The organism is Pseudomonadota bacterium (assembly GCA_039818985.1).
Classification (GTDB): domain Bacteria; phylum Pseudomonadota; class Alphaproteobacteria; order Sphingomonadales; family Sphingomonadaceae; genus Alterisphingorhabdus.
The window spans coordinates 228,642-249,969 of record JBCBSU010000002.1; the positions used below are offsets into that span (position 1 = coordinate 228,642).

The 21,328-nt window shown below is 60.8% G+C and carries 19 protein-coding genes; 10 read left to right on the forward strand and 9 right to left on the reverse strand.

All coding sequences use genetic code 11. The annotated features are described in order from the left end of the window. The first annotated feature begins 18 nt into the window (after window positions 1-18). The 4 genes from AAFX04_12780 to AAFX04_12795 all read left to right on the forward strand — a co-directional run bounded on the left by AAFX04_12780 (window position 19) and on the right by AAFX04_12795 (window position 4,967). Entirely contained in the window at window positions 19-1,047 is a 1,029-nt protein-coding gene (locus tag AAFX04_12780) for a glycosyltransferase family 1 protein (GenBank protein ID MEO1046309.1), read from the forward strand. 214 nt (window positions 1,048-1,261) lie between these two features. Then, window positions 1,262-1,966: a cell cycle transcriptional regulator TrcR gene (locus tag AAFX04_12785; protein ID MEO1046310.1), complete on the forward strand. Its 705-nt coding sequence runs from the start codon at window positions 1,262-1,264 to the stop codon at window positions 1,964-1,966. 12 nt (window positions 1,967-1,978) lie between these two features. Beyond that, window positions 1,979-3,124, forward strand: a complete 1,146-nt coding sequence (locus AAFX04_12790; GenBank protein MEO1046311.1) for an MBL fold metallo-hydrolase — start codon at window positions 1,979-1,981, stop codon at window positions 3,122-3,124. Between the two features lie 136 nt (window positions 3,125-3,260). Next, window positions 3,261-4,967, forward strand: coding sequence for a long-chain fatty acid--CoA ligase (locus AAFX04_12795; protein ID MEO1046312.1), 1,707 nt, complete (start codon window positions 3,261-3,263; stop codon window positions 4,965-4,967). A gap of 39 nt (window positions 4,968-5,006) precedes the next feature. Here AAFX04_12795 and AAFX04_12800 read toward each other — a convergent pair whose 3' ends face one another. Continuing rightward, window positions 5,007-6,308: an NADH:flavin oxidoreductase/NADH oxidase family protein gene (locus AAFX04_12800; protein ID MEO1046313.1), complete on the reverse strand. Its 1,302-nt coding sequence runs from the start codon at window positions 6,306-6,308 to the stop codon at window positions 5,007-5,009. A gap of 347 nt (window positions 6,309-6,655) precedes the next feature. Between AAFX04_12800 and AAFX04_12805 the strand changes: the two genes are divergently transcribed. From AAFX04_12805 to AAFX04_12815, 3 genes are all read left to right on the forward strand, one after another. Next, complete coding sequence (locus AAFX04_12805) at window positions 6,656-7,066, forward strand: hypothetical protein (GenBank protein MEO1046314.1); 411 nt, start codon at window positions 6,656-6,658, stop codon at window positions 7,064-7,066. Window positions 7,067-7,163: 97 nt separating this feature from the next. Then, window positions 7,164-8,519, forward strand: coding sequence for a metallopeptidase TldD-related protein (locus AAFX04_12810; protein MEO1046315.1), 1,356 nt, complete (start codon window positions 7,164-7,166; stop codon window positions 8,517-8,519). After that, window positions 8,506-9,345: an inositol monophosphatase gene (locus AAFX04_12815; protein ID MEO1046316.1), complete on the forward strand. Its 840-nt coding sequence runs from the start codon at window positions 8,506-8,508 to the stop codon at window positions 9,343-9,345. Before AAFX04_12810 ends, AAFX04_12815 begins: the two co-directional genes overlap by 14 nt. A gap of 29 nt (window positions 9,346-9,374) precedes the next feature. On the opposite strand, the gene AAFX04_12820 is transcribed toward AAFX04_12815, so the two are convergent. Next, window positions 9,375-9,887, reverse strand: coding sequence for a helix-turn-helix domain-containing protein (locus AAFX04_12820; GenBank protein ID MEO1046317.1), 513 nt, complete (start codon window positions 9,885-9,887; stop codon window positions 9,375-9,377). A 161-nt stretch (window positions 9,888-10,048) separates the two neighbouring features. On the opposite strand from AAFX04_12820, the gene AAFX04_12825 reads away from it, so the two are divergent. Next, on the forward strand, window positions 10,049-10,363 hold the full coding sequence (locus AAFX04_12825) for a hypothetical protein (GenBank protein ID MEO1046318.1): 315 nt from the start codon (window positions 10,049-10,051) through the stop codon (window positions 10,361-10,363). Between the two features lie 174 nt (window positions 10,364-10,537). Further along, on the forward strand, window positions 10,538-12,628 hold the full coding sequence (locus AAFX04_12830) for a bifunctional (p)ppGpp synthetase/guanosine-3',5'-bis(diphosphate) 3'-pyrophosphohydrolase (GenBank protein MEO1046319.1): 2,091 nt from the start codon (window positions 10,538-10,540) through the stop codon (window positions 12,626-12,628). 1 nt (window position 12,629) lies between these two features. On the opposite strand, the gene AAFX04_12835 is transcribed toward AAFX04_12830, so the two are convergent. From AAFX04_12835 to AAFX04_12865, 7 genes are all read right to left on the reverse strand, one after another. Continuing rightward, the gene (locus AAFX04_12835) at window positions 12,630-13,415 is read right to left on the reverse strand and encodes a DUF2807 domain-containing protein (GenBank protein ID MEO1046320.1); all 786 of its coding nucleotides are present in this window, start codon (window positions 13,413-13,415) and stop codon (window positions 12,630-12,632) included. A gap of 13 nt (window positions 13,416-13,428) precedes the next feature. Next, on the reverse strand, window positions 13,429-14,178 hold the full coding sequence (locus tag AAFX04_12840) for a head GIN domain-containing protein (GenBank protein MEO1046321.1): 750 nt from the start codon (window positions 14,176-14,178) through the stop codon (window positions 13,429-13,431). A gap of 38 nt (window positions 14,179-14,216) precedes the next feature. Next, the gene (locus tag AAFX04_12845) at window positions 14,217-14,978 is read right to left on the reverse strand and encodes a head GIN domain-containing protein (protein MEO1046322.1); all 762 of its coding nucleotides are present in this window, start codon (window positions 14,976-14,978) and stop codon (window positions 14,217-14,219) included. Between the two features lie 171 nt (window positions 14,979-15,149). Continuing rightward, on the reverse strand, window positions 15,150-15,683 hold the full coding sequence (locus AAFX04_12850) for a CarD family transcriptional regulator (GenBank protein MEO1046323.1): 534 nt from the start codon (window positions 15,681-15,683) through the stop codon (window positions 15,150-15,152). 289 nt (window positions 15,684-15,972) lie between these two features. Beyond that, window positions 15,973-16,311 (reverse strand): ferredoxin FdxA, encoded by a 339-nt coding sequence (gene fdxA / locus AAFX04_12855; GenBank protein ID MEO1046324.1) that lies wholly within the window; start codon window positions 16,309-16,311, stop codon window positions 15,973-15,975. A gap of 46 nt (window positions 16,312-16,357) precedes the next feature. Beyond that, a complete protein-coding gene (locus tag AAFX04_12860; GenBank protein ID MEO1046325.1) occupies window positions 16,358-16,711 on the reverse strand; it encodes a S4 domain-containing protein in 354 nt (117 codons plus the stop codon). Next, window positions 16,708-19,497, reverse strand: coding sequence for a helicase-related protein (locus AAFX04_12865; protein ID MEO1046326.1), 2,790 nt, complete (start codon window positions 19,495-19,497; stop codon window positions 16,708-16,710). The genes AAFX04_12860 and AAFX04_12865 overlap by 4 nt, the downstream gene beginning before the upstream one ends. Window positions 19,498-19,720: 223 nt before the next feature. Here AAFX04_12865 and AAFX04_12870 point away from each other — a divergent pair, with 223 nt between their 5' ends. Next, window positions 19,721-21,319 carry a M23 family metallopeptidase gene (locus AAFX04_12870; protein MEO1046327.1) on the forward strand — a complete coding sequence of 533 codons (1,599 nt, stop codon included), beginning with the start codon at window positions 19,721-19,723 and terminating at the stop codon, window positions 21,317-21,319. Window positions 21,320-21,328 lie beyond the last annotated feature (9 nt).

Consider the following 21,328-nt stretch of genomic DNA (forward strand, 5'->3'; position numbering starts at 1 on the left):
CAGCAGCACACCACGCCGATGCGTATCGCCCTGATCACCGATGCCTGGGCGCCGCAGATGAACGGCGTCGTGCGCACCCTGAATGCGGTCACCGACCGACTGCGTCAGGCCGGGCACGAAATTTGCGTGATTTCACCCGACCAGTATCTCTCGGTCCCCTGCCCCAGCTATCCGGAAATCCGTCTGGCCCTGGCGCGCACCGCATCGGTCAGCCGCAAGATCTGTGACTTTGCCCCCGATGCCATCCACATCGCCACCGAGGGACCGCTGGGGCTGGCGGCACGGCGTCATTGCCTGCGCCATGGCCTGCCCTTTACCACTGCTTATCATACCCAGTTCCCCGATTATGTCGCACGGCGCATCGGCATTTCTGCCGATTATATCTGGCCCTATATCCGCTGGTTCCACGGCCCGGCAGAACAGACCATGGTCGCCACTGCCTCGATCCGCGCCCAACTCGCCGAGCAGGGGCTGGAACGGCTGACCCATTGGGGCCGCGGTGTCGATCTTGACTGTTTCCGCCCGGATACGCCGGCACCGGCCCTCTATGACGACCTGCCACGCCCGATCCAGCTTTATGTCGGTCGTGTCGCGGTGGAGAAGAATATCGGCGCGTTTCTCGACACCAGCCACCCCGGCAGCAAGGTCGTGGTCGGCGATGGCCCGGCGCTGGAATCGCTCAAGGCGGCCTATCCACAGGCGCATTTTGCCGGTGTGCAAAAGGGTCGTGCCCTTGCAGGCTATTACGCCAATGCCGATATCTTTGTCTTCCCCAGCCGCACCGACACCTTCGGGCTGGTGATGATCGAGGCACTGGCCAGCGGCACCCCTGTCGCTGCCTATCCCGTCGCCGGACCAAAAGACATCATCCGCGACGGTATCGGGGTGCTCGATGACGATCTCGAGCGCGCCATAGCCATAGCCTTGCGCTGCGACCGCGATGCGGCGGCGCGCTATGGCCGGACATTCAGCTGGGAGACCAGCGCCCGCCAGTTCCTCAGTGCGCTCAAGCCGCTTGATGCCGCCGCAAAAGCCGCCGCTGCCTAGACCGTATACGCATAAATCTCGCAGCCGGGACTTGTCGCCCCGGCCAATATCGCCTATCATCAAACTCACGAAAGGCCGCTCCTGCACGGGGCGGCCCTTATTATTTATATCATTTGTCCATATGCCGCTTCATGCCCGTCTGGCCCTCGCAAATTCTGCTTTACCCGGGCCAGCAATGAACCGCGCAGCACATGGCACGAGGAGTTAAGATATCATGGCCCATCCACTGATGCCGCATGCCACCGCATCCTGGCTGGTCGACAATACCGGCCTGACCTTCGAGCAGATCGCCGAATTTTGTGGTCTGCACATATTGGAGGTGCAGGCCATGGCCGATGATCTGGCCAGCACCAAATATACCGGGCGCGATCCGGTACAAGCGGGCGAGCTGAGCATGGAGGAGATCGAAAAGGCCCAGGCCGACCCGGAATATAGCATGGCCATCACCAAGGGGCCGGAGCAGAAGCACCGTACCAAGGGCCCGCGCTACACCCCGGTTTCCAAGCGGCAGGACAAGCCCGACGGCATTGCCTGGTTGCTGCGCAACCATCCGGAAATCTCCGATGCCCAGATCGGCAAGCTGATCGGCACCACGCGCAACACCATCAACGCCATTCGCGACCGCAGCCACTGGAATATCGCCAATATTCAGCCGAAAGACCCGGTCACACTGGGCTTGTGCAGCCAGCGCGAGCTCGATGCGGTGGTCGCCAAGGCAGCGAAGAAAGCCGGTATCACCTCCGAGACTCCCGAAGACAGCAAGCTGGGCGGAGACCGGGCGGCGCTGATCGAAGAGTTGCAGGCGCAGCGCGAAGCCGACAAGCTGGCGGCGGAAAAGGCGGCCCGCGAGGCAGAGGCCGAAGCTGCGGCGCAGAATCTGCTCGGCGGCGAAGCGCCTTCGGGTGATCCGCTCGCCTGATCACGCACACCATTGGCAGATGTCGCTCCCTTATGGCCCACAGCCCCGGCAGCTTCCGAGGTAACGCCCTCGGTTCTCGAAGCGCTGGCCGATCACGGGCTGGAGCCAAACGAACATAAGGGCCTGCACTATCCGCTGGGGCATCACGCTCCCGAATATGGCAGGCTTTTCCCGCTGCTGCCCGATATCGGCTGGACCCGCCTGCCGGTCCCCGGATCACTCAACCATATCAATATCTGGCTGCTCGCCGATCGCGACGAACAGGGCGACGGTGTCGCCATTGTCGATACCGGTTTGAATATCCCGCCGTCGCGCCAGGCTTGGGAGACGTTGCTTGCCGGTGATCTGGCCGGCAAACGCATAACCCGTGTCATCTGTACCCATTTCCATCCCGATCATGTCGGCTGTGCCGGATGGTTGTGCGAAAGCCAGGATGTGCGGCTGTGGATGAATCGCACCGAATGGCTGATGGCGCGGGTGCTGACCAGCGATGTCCGCGATGCACCGCCCGAAGAGGCAATCGTGCAGATGCGTCTTGCCGGCTGGGATGAAGAGCGGCTGGCGAAAATGCGGCAACGCGGTTGGGGCAATTTCGCCAAGGCGGTGGCGCCACTGCCGCTCAGCCATGTGCGGCTGGAGGATGAACAGGTCATCACTGTCGGTGGGCGCGACTGGCGCATTCTCACCGGCGGTGGCCATACCCCGGAACATTGCTGCCTGGTCGATGAGGATAATGGCGTAGTCATTGCCGGCGACCAGATATTGCCGCGCATCACCTCCAATGTTTCGGTATCGCTGAGCGAGCCGATGGCCGACCCGCTGGGTGAATGGCTTGAAAGCATCGCCAAGTTCCGCAACCGGCTGGGGGCGGACATGCTGGTCCTGCCGGCGCATGGTTTCCCCTTTACCGGCGTGCACGCGCGGCTCGACAAGCTGGCCAGCGGGCATCACGACCAACTCGCTGCGCTCGAAGCGGCACTGGCCGAAAAGCCGAGGCGCGCCGTCGATACCTTCGGCATATTATTTGCCCGGAAGATTGACGACAGCGTTTACGGTCTCGCCACCGGCGAGGCGATGGCGCATCTCAGGCATCTGGTGGTAACCGGGCGCGCCAATGTCGAGAGCCGTGACGGCGTAGCCTGGTTCAGTGCCTACTGAATATTTGCGATTCAGGACAAACATGCCATAGACGCAGCTTAGGCCTGCAGCCCGTGCTTTCCCCCTTTGTGGCGCGTTCTGCAACCGCCAGGCCGCCCGACCCGATGATTGCACACTGTTCAAGGAATGCGCGAGAATGAACGAAGCCATGACCATTGCCCCGGAACATGATGACAGGCCGCCCATCTGGAAAACGCATTACAATCATCCGACACAATGGGACCAGTTTTTCGCGCCGATGGCGATGCCCGACATGTTTTTCCGTTCCGCCGGACGCAAGGGCAGCGCACCTCTGATCGATTTCATGGGACGCAAATACAGCTATACCGAGACCGCATCGGGCGTCTGCCGCGTCGCCAGGGGCCTGCAGAATCTTGGACTGGGCAAGGGCGACCGGATCGGCCTGTTTCTGCCCAATGTGCCGCATTATGTCGCTGCCTATTATGGCGCGATGGCGGCGGGCTGCACCGTGGTCAATTTCTCGCCGCTTTATACCGTCGATGAACTGGCGCACCAGGTCGAGGACAGCGGCACCCAGCTGCTGTTCACCCTGTCTGCGGCGGCGCTGTTGCCAACGGCCCTGGAAGTATTGGAAAAGTCCAGCCTCGAACGGCTGGTGGTCGGATCGGTTGCCGGTGCCCTGCCCAGTGGCAAGTCGCTATTCTATCGCCTGTTCAAGGGCAAGGAGACGGCCAAAAGGCCCGATGACAACCGCATCACCAGCTTTTCCAGCCTGATCGACAATGATGGCGACTATACCCGTGTCGCTATTCGTCCGGACCAGGATATTGCGCTGCTGCAATATACCGGCGGCACCACCGGCACCCCCAAGGGGGCGATGCTGACGCACCAGAATCTCACTGCCAATGCGCGTCAGGTCAACCGCATCGACCCCGATCATGATCGCGAGGACCGGATTCTCGGCGTGCTGCCCTTCTTCCATGTCTTTGCCAATACCTGTGTTCTGAACCGCACTGTTCTCAATGGTGGCGAGATGGTTATCCTGCCGCGCTTCGATGCAGTGCAGGCACTGAAGGCGATTGACCGCACCAAGGTCACCGCTCTGCCGGGGGTTCCGACCATGTATCAGGCGCTGCTCGACAATCCGCGCATCGAACAGACCAACTTCTCGCCGCTACGCGCCTGTATCTCCGGCGGCGCGCCGCTGCCCGCGGAGGTGAAGCAGAAATTCGAGGCCAAGACCGGTGCCAAGGTGGTCGAAGGCTATGGCCTGACCGAGTCCAGCGGCGTGGTCTCCACCAACCCTTATGAGGGTCTCAACAAATCAGGCACCATCGGCCAGCCCTTGCCCGGCACATTGGTTCGCCTGGTCGATAAGGAAGACCCGACCAAGGAGGTCGCCGAAGGTGAGCCGGGTGAAATCATCTTTTCCGGTCCGCAGGTGATGAAGGGCTATTGGAACCGCCCCGATGCCGATGCCGAGGTATTTATCAACGGCTATCTGCGCACCGGCGATGTCGGCCAGATCGACGAGGATGGCTATATCCGCATTGTCGATCGCATCAAGGACATGATTGCCGTCGGCGGCTTCAAGGTATTCCCCAGCGAGGTCGAGAAAATTCTCTACACCCATGACGCGATCAAGGAAGCCCTGGTGATCGGCGTCGCCGATGAATATCGCGGCGAAATGCCCAAGGCCTTTGTAACAATGGAAGATGATGTCGAGGCGATCGATGGCGATACGCTGATGGCATGGCTCAATCCGCAGCTCGGCAAGCATGAACGGGTGGTTGCGGTGGTGGTGCGCGATGAGCTGCCCAAGACGCTGATCGGCAAGCTCGACCGCAAGGCACTGCGCGCCGAAGAAGCGGATGCGGTGTAACAGCGTTCTCTCCCGGTCGCGGGACGGGGAAAACCGTCTCTAGCGCTTGATCCGGTTCCTTGCTGCCATCAACTGCTTGTTGCGCTTTTCGACCATGCGGAAGGCCTGAAACGGTGTCAGCTCCGGGTCCATCTCGCCATTTTCCGCCAGTGCATAAATCTGGCCATAAAACCAGTATTGCACCGCAAAGGTATCGAGCGCCTTGAGCATCTGGATCGAACGCAACCAGCTCAGCGATGGCGGCAGCAGCCTGAGACCGGCTTCCGGTGCCGGCAGGCGGTCGACCGTGCCGGCAAGCAGCTGTCCCGGGGCATCGGGCATGACGCACATGGGGCGACCAAGGCCGATCATATCCGCCGCGCCGCTTTCCAGCGCATAGTCCATGGCGGCGCGGCTGCGGAAACCGCCGGTGACCATCAGCGGCACCGACACACTATCCTGCATCGCCTTGGCGAAATCGACGAAATAGGCCTCGCGCTTCGCGGTCGAGGGCGCAATATTTTGCGGCTCCTCGGCCTCGATACCTTCGACACCGAGCAACTTCGGCTGCTCATAGGTGCCACCGGAAATTTCGAGCAGATCGACTCCGGCATCGGCAAGCCACTGGGCGACCTGCAGGCTGTCCTCAAAGGCAAAGCCGCCGCGCTGGAAATCGGCGCTGTTGAGTTTGACCGCGATCGGAAAGCCATCGCCGACAACGCGGCGGACTGCGGTGACAGTGTCGAGCAGGATACGCGCCCGGTTGGCAAGCGAGCCGCCATAATCATCGGTGCGGACATTGGCGCGCGGGCTCAGAAAGGAGGAGAGCAAATAGCCATGCGCTGCATGGATTTGTACTCCGGTAAAGCCAGCACGCTTGGTGATCCGGGCTGCGGTGGCAAAACGGGTGACGACATCGCCAATCTCCTCGGCCGTCAGCGCTACCGGGCTGCCGAACTGGCCGCCGGGCAGCGCCAGCTTGACCGCCGACGGTGCCTTTGGTTCCGGGTTGACCAATTTGGTCGTCTGGCGACCGCTATGGCTGAGCTGGGCCCAGAAATGGTTGTCCCCCACGGTCGCATTCTGCGCCCATTCGGAAAGGATGGGCAATGCGTCATCAATCGATTCCCCATCGATAATGACATTGCCCGGACGCTCCAGATGATCACCATCGATCATGATGTTGCCGCTGATCAGCAATCCGGCACCGCCTTCGGACCACAGCCGGTACAGCTTGTCGAGCGCCAGTGTCGGACAGCCATCGGGGCGCGCCAGACCTTCGGTCATCGCCGCCTTGGCAATACGGTTCGGAATGACCGCGCCATTGGGAAGAGTCAGCGGACTGTCCAGACTGGCTGCCATTATGCCCCCTCTTGTTGAACCCTGGCTGGTCGAGCGGCAAACGCTCTGAAAACATGGAATAATCTTGTGAGCAGCCGGCGCTGCTGTGATATTTTACGCAAGCCCGAAGATCATATCGTATACAGGGCATGTTACATTTTACATTTTGTAACGCAAACACCAAATTTCAGGGTGAACGCCCTTGCCTTTGTGACCGATTCATGAAAGCGTGCATGACGTAGCGGGAACTTGGGAAGGTTGTCGCGAAAGGCGTTGCAAAATTATCCTGTCGCACCGGTATGATTGGAACACAGGCGCGGCCACAGCACAACAATACGGGCGCATGCGCCACAATGGGGAGAGCAACTATGGCAAAAGCAGTCAGCGGGTCCGCTTCAGCACATCATGATGTGGTGGCATCGCCCATAGAGGCGAGCGGCGAACCCGGAATCTGGTCGCGCCGGATGAGCAACCATATCGCCTATGCCCTGCTGGCCTATACAGCTTTGCAGATTTTCGTGGTGATGCATGAAATCAAGGGCGGCTCCAACTCGATGCTGCCCTATCTTGGTCTTGTCATTTTGATCGCCATTGTGATTCCCGCCTGTCGGCGTTTCGAAAAACGCTGGGAGCGTTTCGATACCGATGCTGAGCGTATCGGCGAACATGTCATCGGAACACATTTTCGCCGCGATGCCACCGGCCTGTGGCTGACCGCCATCGGCCTGCCCTTTGCCATTGCCGGGCTGTGGCACCTCGGCGTCACCTTCCTTGCCTGACTTCTAAGGTCCTCGCCTGGCACCCTGACCCCATGCCCTGACAACAGTTTCCACCTGGTCAATTGACCTTGCCCATGGCCTTGCCTATGCCCGGCCCATGCTAGAGGAAGATCAGGCCCGCCTCGCTGCGGAGCAATGCGTCGACATGGCGCTCAAACAGGGGGCCAGCGCAGCCGATGCAGCATGCATCGCCGAAAGCTCCATCGATGTACAGGTGCGTCTCGGCGCGCTGGAAGATGTTCAGCGCAGCGAGAGCGCCGAACTTGGCCTCAGGGTATTTTGCGGCCAGCAGGTCGCCAGCGTTTCAACGACACGATTTGACGAAGATTCGCTGCAAAGCCTTGCCGAACGCGCCGTCGATATGGCCAGAGCCGCACCCGAGGATCCCTATGCCCGGCTGGCGCCCGACGAGAGGCTCTATCAGCCCGGCGACAACGCCATCAATCTCGATGTGGATGACAGCAAGGCACAATGGGATGCGGCTTCGCTGCGCGCCATGGCCGAGGCGGCCGAAGATGCCGCGCGCAGCGTCAAGGGCGTGACCAATTCCGAGGGCGGGTCGGTACAGGCCGGCGGCGGATTGATCGCGCTGGCCACCAGCCACGGCTTCGCTGCAGCTCACCGTTCCAGCGTTTTTGCCATGTCGGCCAGTGTACTGGCCGGCAGCGGCAGCGACATGCAACGCGACTATGCCTATCACATGGCGCGCCATCTTTCCGATCTGGAGGATGCCGTCAGTATAGGTCAGCGCGCTGGCGCGCGTGCGGTGGCGCGGATGAATCCGGTGACAATGAAAAGTGGTGAGCGGCCGGTCGTCTTCGACCCCCGTGTTGGCGGCAGTCTGGTGTCGCACCTGATGTCCGCCCTGACCGGCAGTGCAGTGGCGCGCAAGGCCAGCTTTCTGGCGGATCATCTGGGCGAGCAGATTTTCAGTGACGCCATCACCATTGTCGATGACCCGCATCGCCCACGCGGGTTGCGCTCGCGGCTGCATGACGGCGAAGGCGTCACCGCACAGCAGCACCGACTGATCGACAAAGGGGTGCTGACCGGCTGGCTGCTCAACAGCGCCGCTGCGGCACAGCTGGATATGGCAACCAGCGGTCATGCCAGCCGGGGCAGCGGCGGCAGTCCTGGCATATCGGCCACCAATGTGCACATCGAGCCGGGCAGCGACAGCCGCGAGACACTGATCGGCGACATTGCCGAAGGCTTTTATGTCACCGAACTGATCGGCATGGGGGTTAATGCCGTGACCGGCGATTACAGTCGCGGTGCCAGCGGTTTTGCCATTCGCGATGGCGAACTGGCCGAGCCGGTGAGCGAGGTCACCATTGCCGGCAATCTGAAGCAGATGTTTGCTGAAATGGTCGCCGCCGATGATCTGGAGATGCGCCGTGCCGTCAATGTACCGACACTGCGGATAGACGGGATGATCGTTGCCGGACATTGATCACAGCGCATTATCGGCAATAGTACGGGAAGCCGGTGCTATAGCGATGCGGGGCTTCCGGCCCGGTGAAACGGTAGCAGGCTGGCACAAGGCACCCAATGAGCCGGTTACCGAGAGTGACATCGCGGTCGACCGCTTTTTGCGCACTGCCTTGCGCGATCTCGATCCCGGAGCCGGATGGCTTTCAGAAGAGAGCCAGGCGCGGCCCGAAGCGCAAGCAGGCGCAGCAACCTGGATTGTTGACCCGATTGACGGCACCCGCGACTTCATCCGGGGCCGCCCCGGCTGGGCATTGTCGGTAGCCTATTGCATTGACGGTCAGCCGCAAATCGCCATGCTGCACGCGCCAGCACGCGGCGAGACATGGCTTGCCGAGGCCGGTGCCGGAGCGATGCTCAATGGCCATCGGATAGAGGCCAGCCGCCAGCAGAGCCTGGCCGGTGCCCGGGTGCCCACAACACAGCTATCGGATATCGACAGCCTGCTCACCGCAGTGGAAAAGCCCAACAGCATTGCCCTGCGAATGGCGATGGTCGCCGATAACCGCGCCGATCTGGTGGCGACATTACGCTGGGGCCATGCCTGGGATGTGGCGGCGGCCCTGCTGATTGCAAGCGAAGGCGGGGCCAGATGCACCGATGCGCTGGGTCAGGAGATGCGATTTGTCGACGCCGATGCGCCGATATTCGGCATATTGTGCAGCGCCAGCGCCATTCATGACGCGGCGCGCGCACATCTCGACAGCCGGGCCAGGGCGATATTGCAAAAATATCCCAGGGGCCGGTCTGCGGCTTCGGTACAGCGCCATCGACCGCTGCACGACTAGGCGCGGCAAAAAATTCTCATATTAGTGAATTAACGGGCCGCGAGCTTGTGGATGCTGTCGGTGACCACCCCGTCATGCGCTTCTTCGAGATCCTTCTCGTCGATCCAGCACAAATCTTCCGGGCCGAGCTTGCGGCCGTCATGCGCATGAATGGCGACCTGGGCGATCGGCTTGCGGTCGCGCTCGTCGCACAGCACCGGGTTGGACGGAATGCCGGTACCCCATTGCTCGCCCCATTGGCGCAGCGCAATCATCACCGGCAGCAGCGCCATGCCCTTTTCGGTTAGCCGGTATTCGACCTTGCGGCGGTCATCGGCGCAGGGCGCGCGTTTCAATATCCCTGCCTCGACCAGCCGGGTCAGGCGGTTCGACAATATATTGCGGGCGATACCGAGATGATCGAGAAATTCCTCGAAATGGTGCAGCCCATTGAAAGAGCCGCGCAAGATCATAAATGACCAGCGCTCGCCCATCGCTTCCAGAGCCGAAGGGAGAGCACAGCTCTCGGCTATTTCAGACAGTGGTTCACGGAGCTTGCCCATCAGGTTTTCCAATCTAGCGCAAAATCTGCCAGCGCCAACAAAATTTTATCGAAAATAATTTCAGTTTCTAGTTGCAACTTAAAACCTAATATATTAGGTAGTGATTCGCAACTGAAAATGTTTGCCTGCATAACCCGGCCCGAAACCGAAAGGAAAAAGCCATGTCACGTCTCCTCAGTGCAACCACCGCTGCCATCGCAACCGTCAGCGCCTTCACCTTCTTCGCCGCTCCGGTCCAGGCTGGCAGCTCGGTCTATTATGAAGCCAAGCTGGCCACCCCGGTCGAGAAGCAGACCGAAATCATCCGCGGCGTCGTATGGCGCTGCTCCGGCGATACCTGCCGCGCGCCCAAAGCCACCAGCCGTCCGGCCAATGTCTGCGCCCGTCTGGTTCGCAAAATGGGTGAAGTCACCGAATTCAGCACCCGTGGCGAAGCCATGGATGCCGAAGCCATTGCCGAGTGCAACGACCGGTAATGATTCTTACCGAATAGCTGCTGGCGCCGGCGCTCTCCCAATTTTCGTCAGTCAGCAGTAAACTTGCCCGCGCGGCACGTCACATCCACGCCTTAACTCCCCTCAAGGCATTATGTGACAGCTGCGCGGGCTTTTCTATTGCATTTGCCGCAGAAAATCAGCGTAATGGTGGCGATGCTCAGACAATATGAACTTGTGGAACGGGTAAAGGAATACGCCCCCGATGCGGATGAGGCGTTGCTCAACCGTGCCTATGTCTTCTCGGTTCAGCGCCACGGATCGCAAAAACGCGCCAGCGGCGACCCCTATTTCAGCCATCCGATCGAAGTCGCCGGGCTGATGACCGACCTCAAGCTGGGCGAAGAAACCATCGTCACCGCGCTGCTGCACGATACGGTCGAGGATACGCTGACCACGGTTGAGGAGATCGACCAGCTATTCGGCCCGGAAATCGCCGGCATGGTCGACGGCGTTACCAAATTGTCGCGCATCGAGGCCCAGACCGCCGATGAACGCGCGGCGGAAAACCTGCGCAAATTCCTGCTCGCCATGTCCAACGATCTGCGAGTGCTGCTGGTCAAGCTGGCCGACCGGCTGCACAATATGCGCACGCTGCATTTCATCAAGAGCGCCGAAAAGCGCAAGCGCATCGCCCGTGAGACCATGGATATCTATGCGCCACTGGCTGAGCGCGTCGGCATGTATGAATATATGCGCGAGATGCAGCTTCTGTCGTTCGAGCAGCTTGAGCCCAATGCCTATGCCACCATTGTCGAACGGCTTGAGCAGATCAAACAGGATGGCAGCGAACCGGTCGATAATATCGCCGAATCGCTGCAGCAGGTGCTCGCCGATGAAGGGCTGCAAGCCAAAGTCAGCGGTCGCGAAAAGCACCCTTATTCGATCTGGCGCAAAATGGCGGAGCGGCAGGTCAGCTTTGAGCAGATGACCGATATCATGGCGTTCCGTGTTGTTACCGCCAATGAGGAAGACTGTTATCGTGCGCTCGGGATCATCCATCGCAAGTGGAACATGATCCCTGGCCGCTTCAAGGACTATATCTCGACCCCCAAACGCAACGGCTATCGCTCGCTGCACACCGCCATCATCTATGGCCAGTCGATGCGGGTGGAGATTCAGATCCGCAGCGAGGAAATGCACCGCGAGAGCGAATTCGGTCTCGCGGCGCACTGGGCCTATAAGCAGGGCGGTGCCCGCCCCGATGGCCAGGCCGGCTGGATTCGCGACCTGCTCGACATCCTCGAAAATGCCGATGACGCCGATGAGTTGCTCGAGCACACGCGCATGGCGATGTATCAGGACCGGATTTTCGCCTTCAGCCCCAAGGGTGCGCTGCACCAGTTGCCACGCGGTGCCACTGCGGTTGATTTTGCCTATTCGGTGCATACCGATCTCGGCGACCAGGCCGTCGGTGCCCGGGTCAATGGCCGTACCGTCCCGCTGCGGACCCAGCTCGACAATGGCGATATCGTCGAAATCCTGAAATCGGAGGGCCAGGAACCCCAGCCCGGCTGGCTCAACTTTGTCGTCACCGGCAAGGCGCGCGCCGCCATCCGCCGCTTTGTGCGTCACAAGGAGCGTGAGGAAATCGGCGCCATTGGCCGCATGCTCTATGATGAAATATGCGAGCGGCTGCCGGGCAAGATTGGCAAAAAGGCGATGAAGGCGGCGATCAAGCGACTCAATGTCGAGGATGAGGACGCGCTGATGCATGCCATCGGCACCAACAAGATTTCCGACCGCGACCTGATGGAGGCGCTGGTACCCGGCAGCACCTCCGATACCGATGAGGGCGACTGGCGCAAGCAGAACCGCGCCATCTCGATCCGCGGCCTGACGCCGGGCGTCGCCTATGAGCTGGCGCAATGCTGTCACCCGGTACCGGGTGACCGCATTGTCGGCCTGCGTCAGCCAGGCCAACCGGTGCAGGTGCATACCATAGACTGCATGAATCTGGTTAGTGGTATTGATGCCGACTGGGTCGACCTGGCCTGGGACGCGCGCTCGATCGGCGCTACCGCGCGGCTGCGGCTGGTGCTGCACAACCGACCGGGCACGCTGGCCGAAGTGACCGGTATTTTCAGCCACCACCAAGCCAATATCATGAATTTGCGGCTGGTGCAGCGCGACGAACCGTTTCACAGCTTCGAGATCGATCTCGAGGTGCAGGATGTGCAGCATTTGATGCGGATCATCGCCGCGCTGCGCGCCTCTGATGCCTCAGTCGAGACCGAGCGGATTTAGATCAAGGCTCGTCTTCGGCGATGGCATCCTCGCCGCAAAGCACCTCGGTGTCGACCAGTTCGGACCCGGCGATCAATATGGCATCGCAATCCGCGCCGCCGACAATCGTTACCTTTGCCCCCTCGCTGGCCAGGCCGGTTGCGCTGTCTCGCGCATGAATGACCAGTTCAACCGTGCCTTCGGCAACAATATTGACATTCTCGGCCTGCATGCCGACGGCATCGACATTGCCATAGCCGCCTATGGCGATATCATGCCGATCCGCGGCGCCCTCAAGCACCAGGCTGCCCGAGCTGGTCATGCTGGTGAGCAGCGAGCGGGCGGCAACCATACGCACCCGGCCCGAGGCGGCCCCGATCAGGCTAAGCCGAACATTACGGCCCACCAGCTGTTCGATATCGACGAAACCGTTGCCCTGGTAACTTATCGCGGTGACCTCCGGCGCGGTGATCTGCAGCAATGGCGGCTCCTCGTCCGATGCGGTGCGTGCCTGGCGCATGATGACGGTCAGGACACGGCCGCTGGTGCGCACCGAAAAGCGGCTCAGCACGACATGCGAGCCGGTGGCGACGACCTGTTTGCGTGGACCGCTCACGATACGGATGTCCATATCGCCGACAATGCGGATAGCGGTGAAATTCCCGGTGCTGAAGCTGCGCTCCGCAGCATGGGCGGGACTGCTTGTCACTGACAGCAGCATGGCCCAGGCTATCGCCATGCAATACAGGGACCGGGAGAACAGGATGCGCATCGCATAGCCATGCGCCGTGACGATGTGGCCGGTCAAGCCCGCTGTCGCATCAGCCGGGCTTGTTGCAGCTGATTTCACCCGAGCCCATGGCCCTGGATGTGCACTTTGCCGAGCCTGTGACAGTGACATTGCCCGATCCGGCAATATTGGCCTCAACCTCGCCGTCGGACGCAAAATCGACATCGCCCGAGCCGGCGACCGACACGTCCGCCCTGTCGACCTTCAGCTGCTTGCCCGAAACATCACCCGAGCCGGCAAGCGACAATTCCATGCGTTCGGCGGTGCCGGCCAGAGCCGCCTTGCCGGAACCGGCAATATCAAGCTCGAGACGCGACACATCTATCTTGTCGACCGACACCGAGCCGGAACCGGCAATGGCGATCTCGCCGCTGTCGCCGGTCATCTCGGCAATATCCGCAGCGCCCGATCCGGCGGAGGTAAAGCGCCGCAGCACCGGCATGGTGACACGCACCGTGGCTATGTCACCGCTGCTGACCCAGCCGAACATCTCGTTTTTGCGGCGGATTTTCAGCACACCATCATCGACGCTGATCCGCATTTTTTCGACCGTGTCGGCATCGGCATCCACGGTCCAGCTTGCAGTATCACCGGGAACGATCACCACCTTGTCGGGTCCGGCCTGCTTGACCTCGTCAAAGCTGCCGCTGGTGACGGTCTCGCCGGCAACCGGGGCCTCACCATCATCGTCATCGCCAATGGAAAGGCTGCATGCGGACAGTCCGAGAGCAGCGGTCGCCGCTATGGAAATCCTGAGAAGCGTGGATGGGAATTTGCGCATTATTTCGTCTCCAAATTCAGGGCAGCCTGGCCAGCTGTTCAACCGCAACTGATACTGCCCGATCCGCTGCGATCCGCATTGCATATAGCAGAACCGCGCACGGTAATATCCCCCGACCCGATAACACTGGCGTCGACTTCACCGTCCGAAGCGAATTCGGCGTCACCCGATCCGGCGATGGATACGGCAGCACGGCTGACATTGAGATCAGCCCCGCGCATATCGCCCGGTCCCGCGACCGAAAGGTTCAGAAAGCCGGCAGCGCCAGCCATGACCGCCTGACCGGATCCGGCAATCTGCACATCGAGCTGCGAGACATTCACTGTGCCGACAGTTACATTGCCCGGACCGGCAATATTGATCGCTGCACTTTCGCCAGTCATCTCGGTGATGGTGGCGTCGCCTGATCCGGCAACCGAGAAGCCACGGAGCACGGGCGCGGTGACGATGATATTGGCCGGGTCATAGCTGCGGTTGCGATAATAACGGTCCCTCAACCGCCTGATCCGCAGCGTATCACCCTCAACACTGATCCGCAGATTGCGCACATCATGGCTATTTGCCGAAACCATCCATGACGGGGTATCACCCGGGACGATGACAATATTGTCCGGACCTTCCAGGGTGACATTGTCAAAAAATGCGGTAGTCACCGTCTCGCCAATTACCGGGGCATTGCCATCTTCACCTGCATAGCTGTGAACATCTTCGTCATCGATGCTGATGACACAGGCATTCAACGCCAATGCGGCCAGAGCGCTCGCGGATAGCTTCCCCAGAAGCGGCAAAGAGAATTTCATGCCCGTTCCTTTTCAAAAGCCTGTCTGACAGGACAGGATGATTCCTTGTGTATTGCTGTTGTAATACAATGCTCCTGCCTGCACAATATGGAAAGGCACAAAAAAGGGCGCCCCGACCAATCATCGGGGCGCCCTTTAATTGGTATATGCCTGATTATGATTGCCGTGAGGTCAGGATTCCTCGGCATTCTCATAATAAAGCGGGGCATATTCGTTGAGGATCTCGAGGATCTTCGCCAGAGCCGTCGGCTCGTCAGTCTTCTCCATGGCCGCCAGCTCGCGCGCCAGACGGCTCGACGCCGCTTCGAAAATCTGCCGCTCGGAATAGCTTTGTTCCGGCTGGTCATCGGCGCGGAACAGGTCGCGCGTCACCTCTGCGATCGATACCAGATCGCCCGAATTGATCTTCGCTTCATATTCCTGGGCCCGGCGCGACCACATGGTGCGCTTCACCTTGGGCTTGCTCTTGAGCACATCGAGCGCTTCGCGCAGCGTCTTGTCAGAGGACAATTTGCGCATGCCGATGCTTTCAACCTTGTTGACCGGCACGCGCAGGGTCATACGCTCCTTTTCAAAGCGCAGTACATAGAGTTCCAGCTGCATACCGGCAATTTCTTCATTCTGAAGCTCGACAACGCGGCCGACGCCATGTTTCGGGTAAACGACATAGTCGCCTACATCAAAGGACAGAGCCTTGGCGGACATTCACTAACCTTTCTGTGTCAGAGAGATTGAATATGCGCTGGTAAACCAGCAAGGCAGGCACATTGTGTCATAGCGCTCATCTGCATATTCCGGCCCCGCTGCGAGTGATACAGGCGCGGCCTAAAATCCCGTGTCAAAAAAGCGCGCGGAGTAGGTTCCACGCGCTTTCCATATCATTTTAACAGATTCGTCACATAAAAGCCAGTTTTTATGAACGGTGCCCGGCCAGCTGTTTCCGTCCGACGATTCGGTACAATGACAATCGGGCCAATATGCCAGAGGCAGGGTCCTAATCACCCTCACCCGGGTCCGGGGAGAAGAACTTCTCAAACTTGCCCTCGACACCCTTATATTCATCGGCATCGGGCGGAGAATCGCGCTTGACCGTGATGTTCGGCCATTCCTCGGAATATTTGGTGTTAACCTCGAGCCATTTCTCCAGCCCGTCCTCGGTATCGGGCAGGATTGCCTCTGCCGGACATTCCGGCTCACACACGCCGCAATCGATGCATTCGCTGGGGTTGATCACCAGCATATTGTCGCCTTCATAGAAGCAATCGACGGGACAGACTTCAACACAGTCCATATATTTGCATTTGATACAGGCGTCGGTAACCACATAGGTCATCGCAGCGGAGCTCCTAAAGTCCGATAAACAGCTTGCTCTGCTATTGTCACTTTACCGACACGTCAACTGCACTTGATATTTCAGCCGATACATTTTCTCTATCAGTCGCCACAGACAGGCCATCGCGACCGGACAAATGGTGGTAATGCCCTGCTGCCTGCGATCCCGAACCGCGCCGCCCCGGCAGGATATCGACGCGAATAACGATCACCCGCCCGCGATGCATCAGAGTGAGCACATCACCGATACCGACCTGATGATGCGCCTTGACCACGCGGCGACCATTGCACCGCAGCTTGCCCGATTGTACCATGGTCTTGGCCAGTGAACGGCTGCGGGCAAAACGCAGATACCACAGCAACAGGTCGAGCCGCAGCGTGTCCCGGTCCGCCATGCTCATTTCATCATGTCCTTGAGCACCGCAAAGGCCGGATGCCCGGTCGCCGCCGGCTGATGGTTGCGAGTCGATTTCCTGCCTGGCTTGCGGGCTTTCGCCATTTGCTTCTTTCCGCTTTCCGCATCCGCTGGTCGCTGCGCTTTTCTGCCGGGTTTTCCGGATCGGGCGCGCAACCCCTTCCAGCGCCAATATTGCACGACAGGTGCATCCTCATTGGCGATTATGCCTGTCTCGCCGCTCTCGACCGTCGCAGCCTCATCGGACTTTCCGCCGGTATCAGGCGGCACCGTCTTGCGGAAACCGGCACCATGCAACAGCTTGGCAAAGCTGGTCTCACTGAGACCCATGGATCGCGCCAGCGCATCATCAATGGCAAAGGCATCGGTACTGCCATGACGGCCCTCATGCGCCGCCCGGACCAGGCGCTCGCACAGATCGACCCGCAAGCGCTGTCCGCCGAAGCGGCGATAACCCATCACAGCATGCGCCGCAGCGGGATCATCCGGTGCCGCAGCCAGCAGCACCGGAGCCAGCGACGCGCCTGCATCGTCCTTGGCAAAGTCTCTGCGCCCCCACAGCGCCACCAGCCGCCGCAGCAATTGCCGCGCCCGCACGGCATTCAGCCGGGCGACAAAAATGTCATAGGTGCCGAACACTACGCCGTGACGCCGCAACAGCTTTTTCTGATCGGGATCGAGCGCCTGCGGCAATTCCGGCACCGTGCCCTTGCGGCTGAGACATCCGCCCGATTCGCACAGTTGCAGCGCCATGGCGCGCAAAGTCGCCGGCTGCTCGGGATCGTCAGCCAGTCCCGCAAGCGCCAATAAGGGTTTGAGATCATGCGCGATCCGGCCATCCAGCCAGCGTTGCAACCGCGCCTCGATCTGCTGGCGTGCTGCGGCATCGAGTGCCATTAGCGAACGATCCGGCACAATGGCCGGGCGCAGCATCGCCGCGCCGCGCTGCAGCCGCGCCACCCGGGCATCACGCCAGCACAGCGCATCGGCATCGGACAGCACAAAGCGGTTATCATCATCGCCAGCAAGCATCGTCACCCGCCCCTGCAACAGCCGCGGCAGATGCCGCTCGGCCGCAGCCAGCAGCAATTTGCGGTCGGCCAGCCTGGCAGCCGAGCCGACAACGAAGCGAAAACCGTCAAGACGTCCGATCGGCTCGCCCTCGACCTGCACCACATCATCCTCGATAGCGACCGCCATCAGGCTGCTGTCCTGCGCCAATCGTCGCATCAATATCGCCGCGCGCCGGTCGACAAAACGCTCGGTCAGCGCCTTGTGCAGCGCTTCGGACAGCCGCTCCTCAATATCCTCCGCGCGAGCCGCCAGCGCCGCGCGATCAGCAACCCAATCGGCACGGTGCGCGATATAGGCCCAGCTGCGAATGGCGGCGAGACGACCGGCCAGCATACCGACATCGCCGGTCGTGCGGTCGATCTCGTCCAGCTTGCGCGCCGCATGATCGACGGGGATCATCCCCTGTTCGAGCCAGCGCCACAGTCCGGCAACAAAGCGCGCATGATGATCAATCCCGAGTTGGCGAAAATCGGGCAGGCCGCAAACGGCCCAGAGCCGCTGCACCAAAGCAGCGCCGTGCGCATCGGCCGTGACTACCCCCTGTTCGACCAGTCGCTGCAGCACCGCGAGATCGGTGGCCTCGGGTGCAGCGCGCAGCATGTCATGCCCGGGCCGCCACTGCAGGCTGTCGATCAGCGCTGCGACATTATGATAATCCGGCTCCGCCTCGCGCCAGTAGAGCGAGGACAATGGCGGCATGTCATGCCCTTCTATCCGGGAAATCTCATCATCGCTCAAATGCGCAGCTTCGCTGCCCGAGGCGGCCAGCGTGCCAAAGGTGCCGTTGCGCTGATGCCGTCCGGCACGCCCGGCAATCTGGGCCATTTCGGCGATGGTCAGCCGTCGCTGGCGGCGCCCGTCAAATTTGCGCAGCGCCGCAAAGGCGACATGATGGACATCCATATTGAGGCCCATGCCGATAGCGTCGGTGGCCACCAGATAATCGACTTCGCCCGACTGGAACATGTCCACCTGAGCGTTGCGGGTGCGCGGGCTGAGAGCCCCCATCACCACCGCTGCACCGCCACGAAAGCGCTTGAGCAGTTCGGCGGTGGCGTAAACCTCCTCGGCCGAAAAGGCGACAATCGCGGTGCGCGGCGGCAGGCGCGACAGCTTTTTGTGGCCGCCATAGCTCAGCGTCGAAAAGCGCGGGCGCGAGATGATTTCCGCCTCGGGCAAAAGCGCCTCGATCATCGGCCGCAGACTGTCCGAACCGAGAATCATCGTCTCTTCGCGGCCCCGGGCGTGGAGCAGCCGGTCGGTAAACACATGACCGCGTTCCGGATCGGCGCCCAGTTGCGCCTCGTCGATTGCGACAAAGGCGAAGTCCCGGCTCATCGGCATGCTCTCGACCGTGGCCAATACCCAGCGCGCGCCATCGGGTACGATGCGTTCCTCACCGGTAATCAACGCTACTTCTTCCGGTCCCTTTACGGCGCATACCCGGTCATAGACCTCACGCGCCAATAGCCTCAGCGGAAAGCCGATCAGTCCAGAACTATGGCCGCACAGACGTTCGACCGCGAGATGCGTCTTGCCGGTATTGGTCGGGCCGAGCACGGCGACAACCTTTTCGGAGGCCGGCAGGCGGGTGAAGGACGGATCACGATGGGCCATGACTGTCTCTTCTATGTCGGGGTTGAACGCCGTCAGTGCAAGCGCGGAGATGAGGAAATACCCGGCTTTTCGGCTGCCCATAATATCCGGCAACAAAGGCCTCGACTCGCCGGAAATAGTACCGGAAAAGCTGTTTGTCGGGCAAATGCCACAGCCCGGCGCAAGCATCGCGAGGCGATTCGCGTGTTAATTTGACTTTAACCCACTTTCTTCACAAAGATTCCGCATAATTATGAGGTATCCCGCATGGCGATAATCGCCATCCACAATAGCAGCCTTTCGACCATGGAGCCCGGCATCCGCCATGTATCACGCTGATGGTCCGCATGGCGCTGCGCACAACACCGGTCCCGATATGGGCGCGGGGCAACTCGCCATGGCCGACAGCGTAACGCTTGAAGCCAATCCGTCACTCCTGACAGGCAATTGGCGCGCCGACATCATCGCCCGTTTGCGCGGCGTGGACTGGGCTCCCGATCTCGGCGCCGATATCGGCAGCCCGCAATGGTTTCGCGGCCTTGTCACCATGCTGGTACTGATGATCGCGGCGATCAGCTTCTGGCCCGATTTCAGCAGCCTTAAGGCCCGCCCGGCGACCGCACTGACCACATCGGAACGCGATGAATGGCGCACCCAGCTGATTGCGCCTTTGGCACTGGGCAGTGACACCGGCCGCAAAATGGGCGCCACTGACGCGGTGATCGCGCTTAATTCCAGCCCGGAACGCCCGAGCATTGCGCTCGCCGCGACCCTGGGCAATGGCGACAGTTTCGGTCGGGTGCTGCGCCGCGCCGGTATTGGCGGCGACCAGGCGCAGATCCTCACCGGACTGGTGGAAGATGCCATCGCACTCGACGATATTGAGCCCGGTACCCGGCTGGATATCGTCCTCGGTCGTCGTCCATCGCGCAATGTCGCGCGCCCGGTCGACAGCCTGGCCTTTCGTGCCCGGTTCGATCTCAATCTCGAAATCGTGCGCAATGTCGACACCGGCGGCAATGACTTTGCACTGATCCGCAGGCCGATCACCGTCGACAGCACACCGCTGCGTATCCGCGGCAGGGTTGGCGACAGCCTGTACCGCTCGGCCCGCGCTGCCGGCGCCCCGCCCAAAGCCATCCAGGAATATCTCAAGGCACTTTCAGGTCAGATTTCGCTCGGTCGCGATGTCCGCGCCAGCGACGAGTTCGATTTTGTCGTCGCCTATAAGCGCGCCGAGACCGGCGAACGGCAGGTCGGCAAGCTGATGTATGCGGCGCTCCATCGCGGTGAAACGCCCAAAGTCGAGCTGGTCAACTGGCAGCAAAATGGCCGCTTTCAGTGGTTTGACCCCAAAGGTGTCGGCGAGCAGCGCGGTGAGCTGGCGCGTCCGGTCAATGGCCCCGTCTCCTCGCGCTATGGCATGCGCCGTCACCCGATACTGGGTTATCGCCGGATGCATGCCGGTGTCGATTTCAGGGCAAGGCGCGGGGCACCGATTTATGCCGCCACCGATGGCCGCGTCACCTATGCCGCGCGCAGGGGTGGCCTTGGCAAGTTCGTCAAGATCAACCATGGCGGTGGCCTCGCTACCGGCTATGCCCATATGAGCCGCATCGCCGTCTCCAATGGCCAGCGGGTACGCCGCGGCCAGATTATCGGCTATGTCGGCTCCACCGGTCTCTCCACCGGTCCGCATCTGCATTATGAGCTGTATCGCAACGGCAAGGCCATCAACCCGCTCTCGGTGCGCTTCACGACACGTGCGACATTGTCGGGCAATGAACTGAAGAAATTCATGGCGCGCCGCGACCAGTTGCTGGCGCTCGAACCGGGTGCGGCATTGGAGGCCCTGGCGCCGCCCACCGAGGCGGAAGAGCCCGAACGCGAGATCGACCGGCTGATCGCGCAAAGCACAACTTAGGCTGGCCTG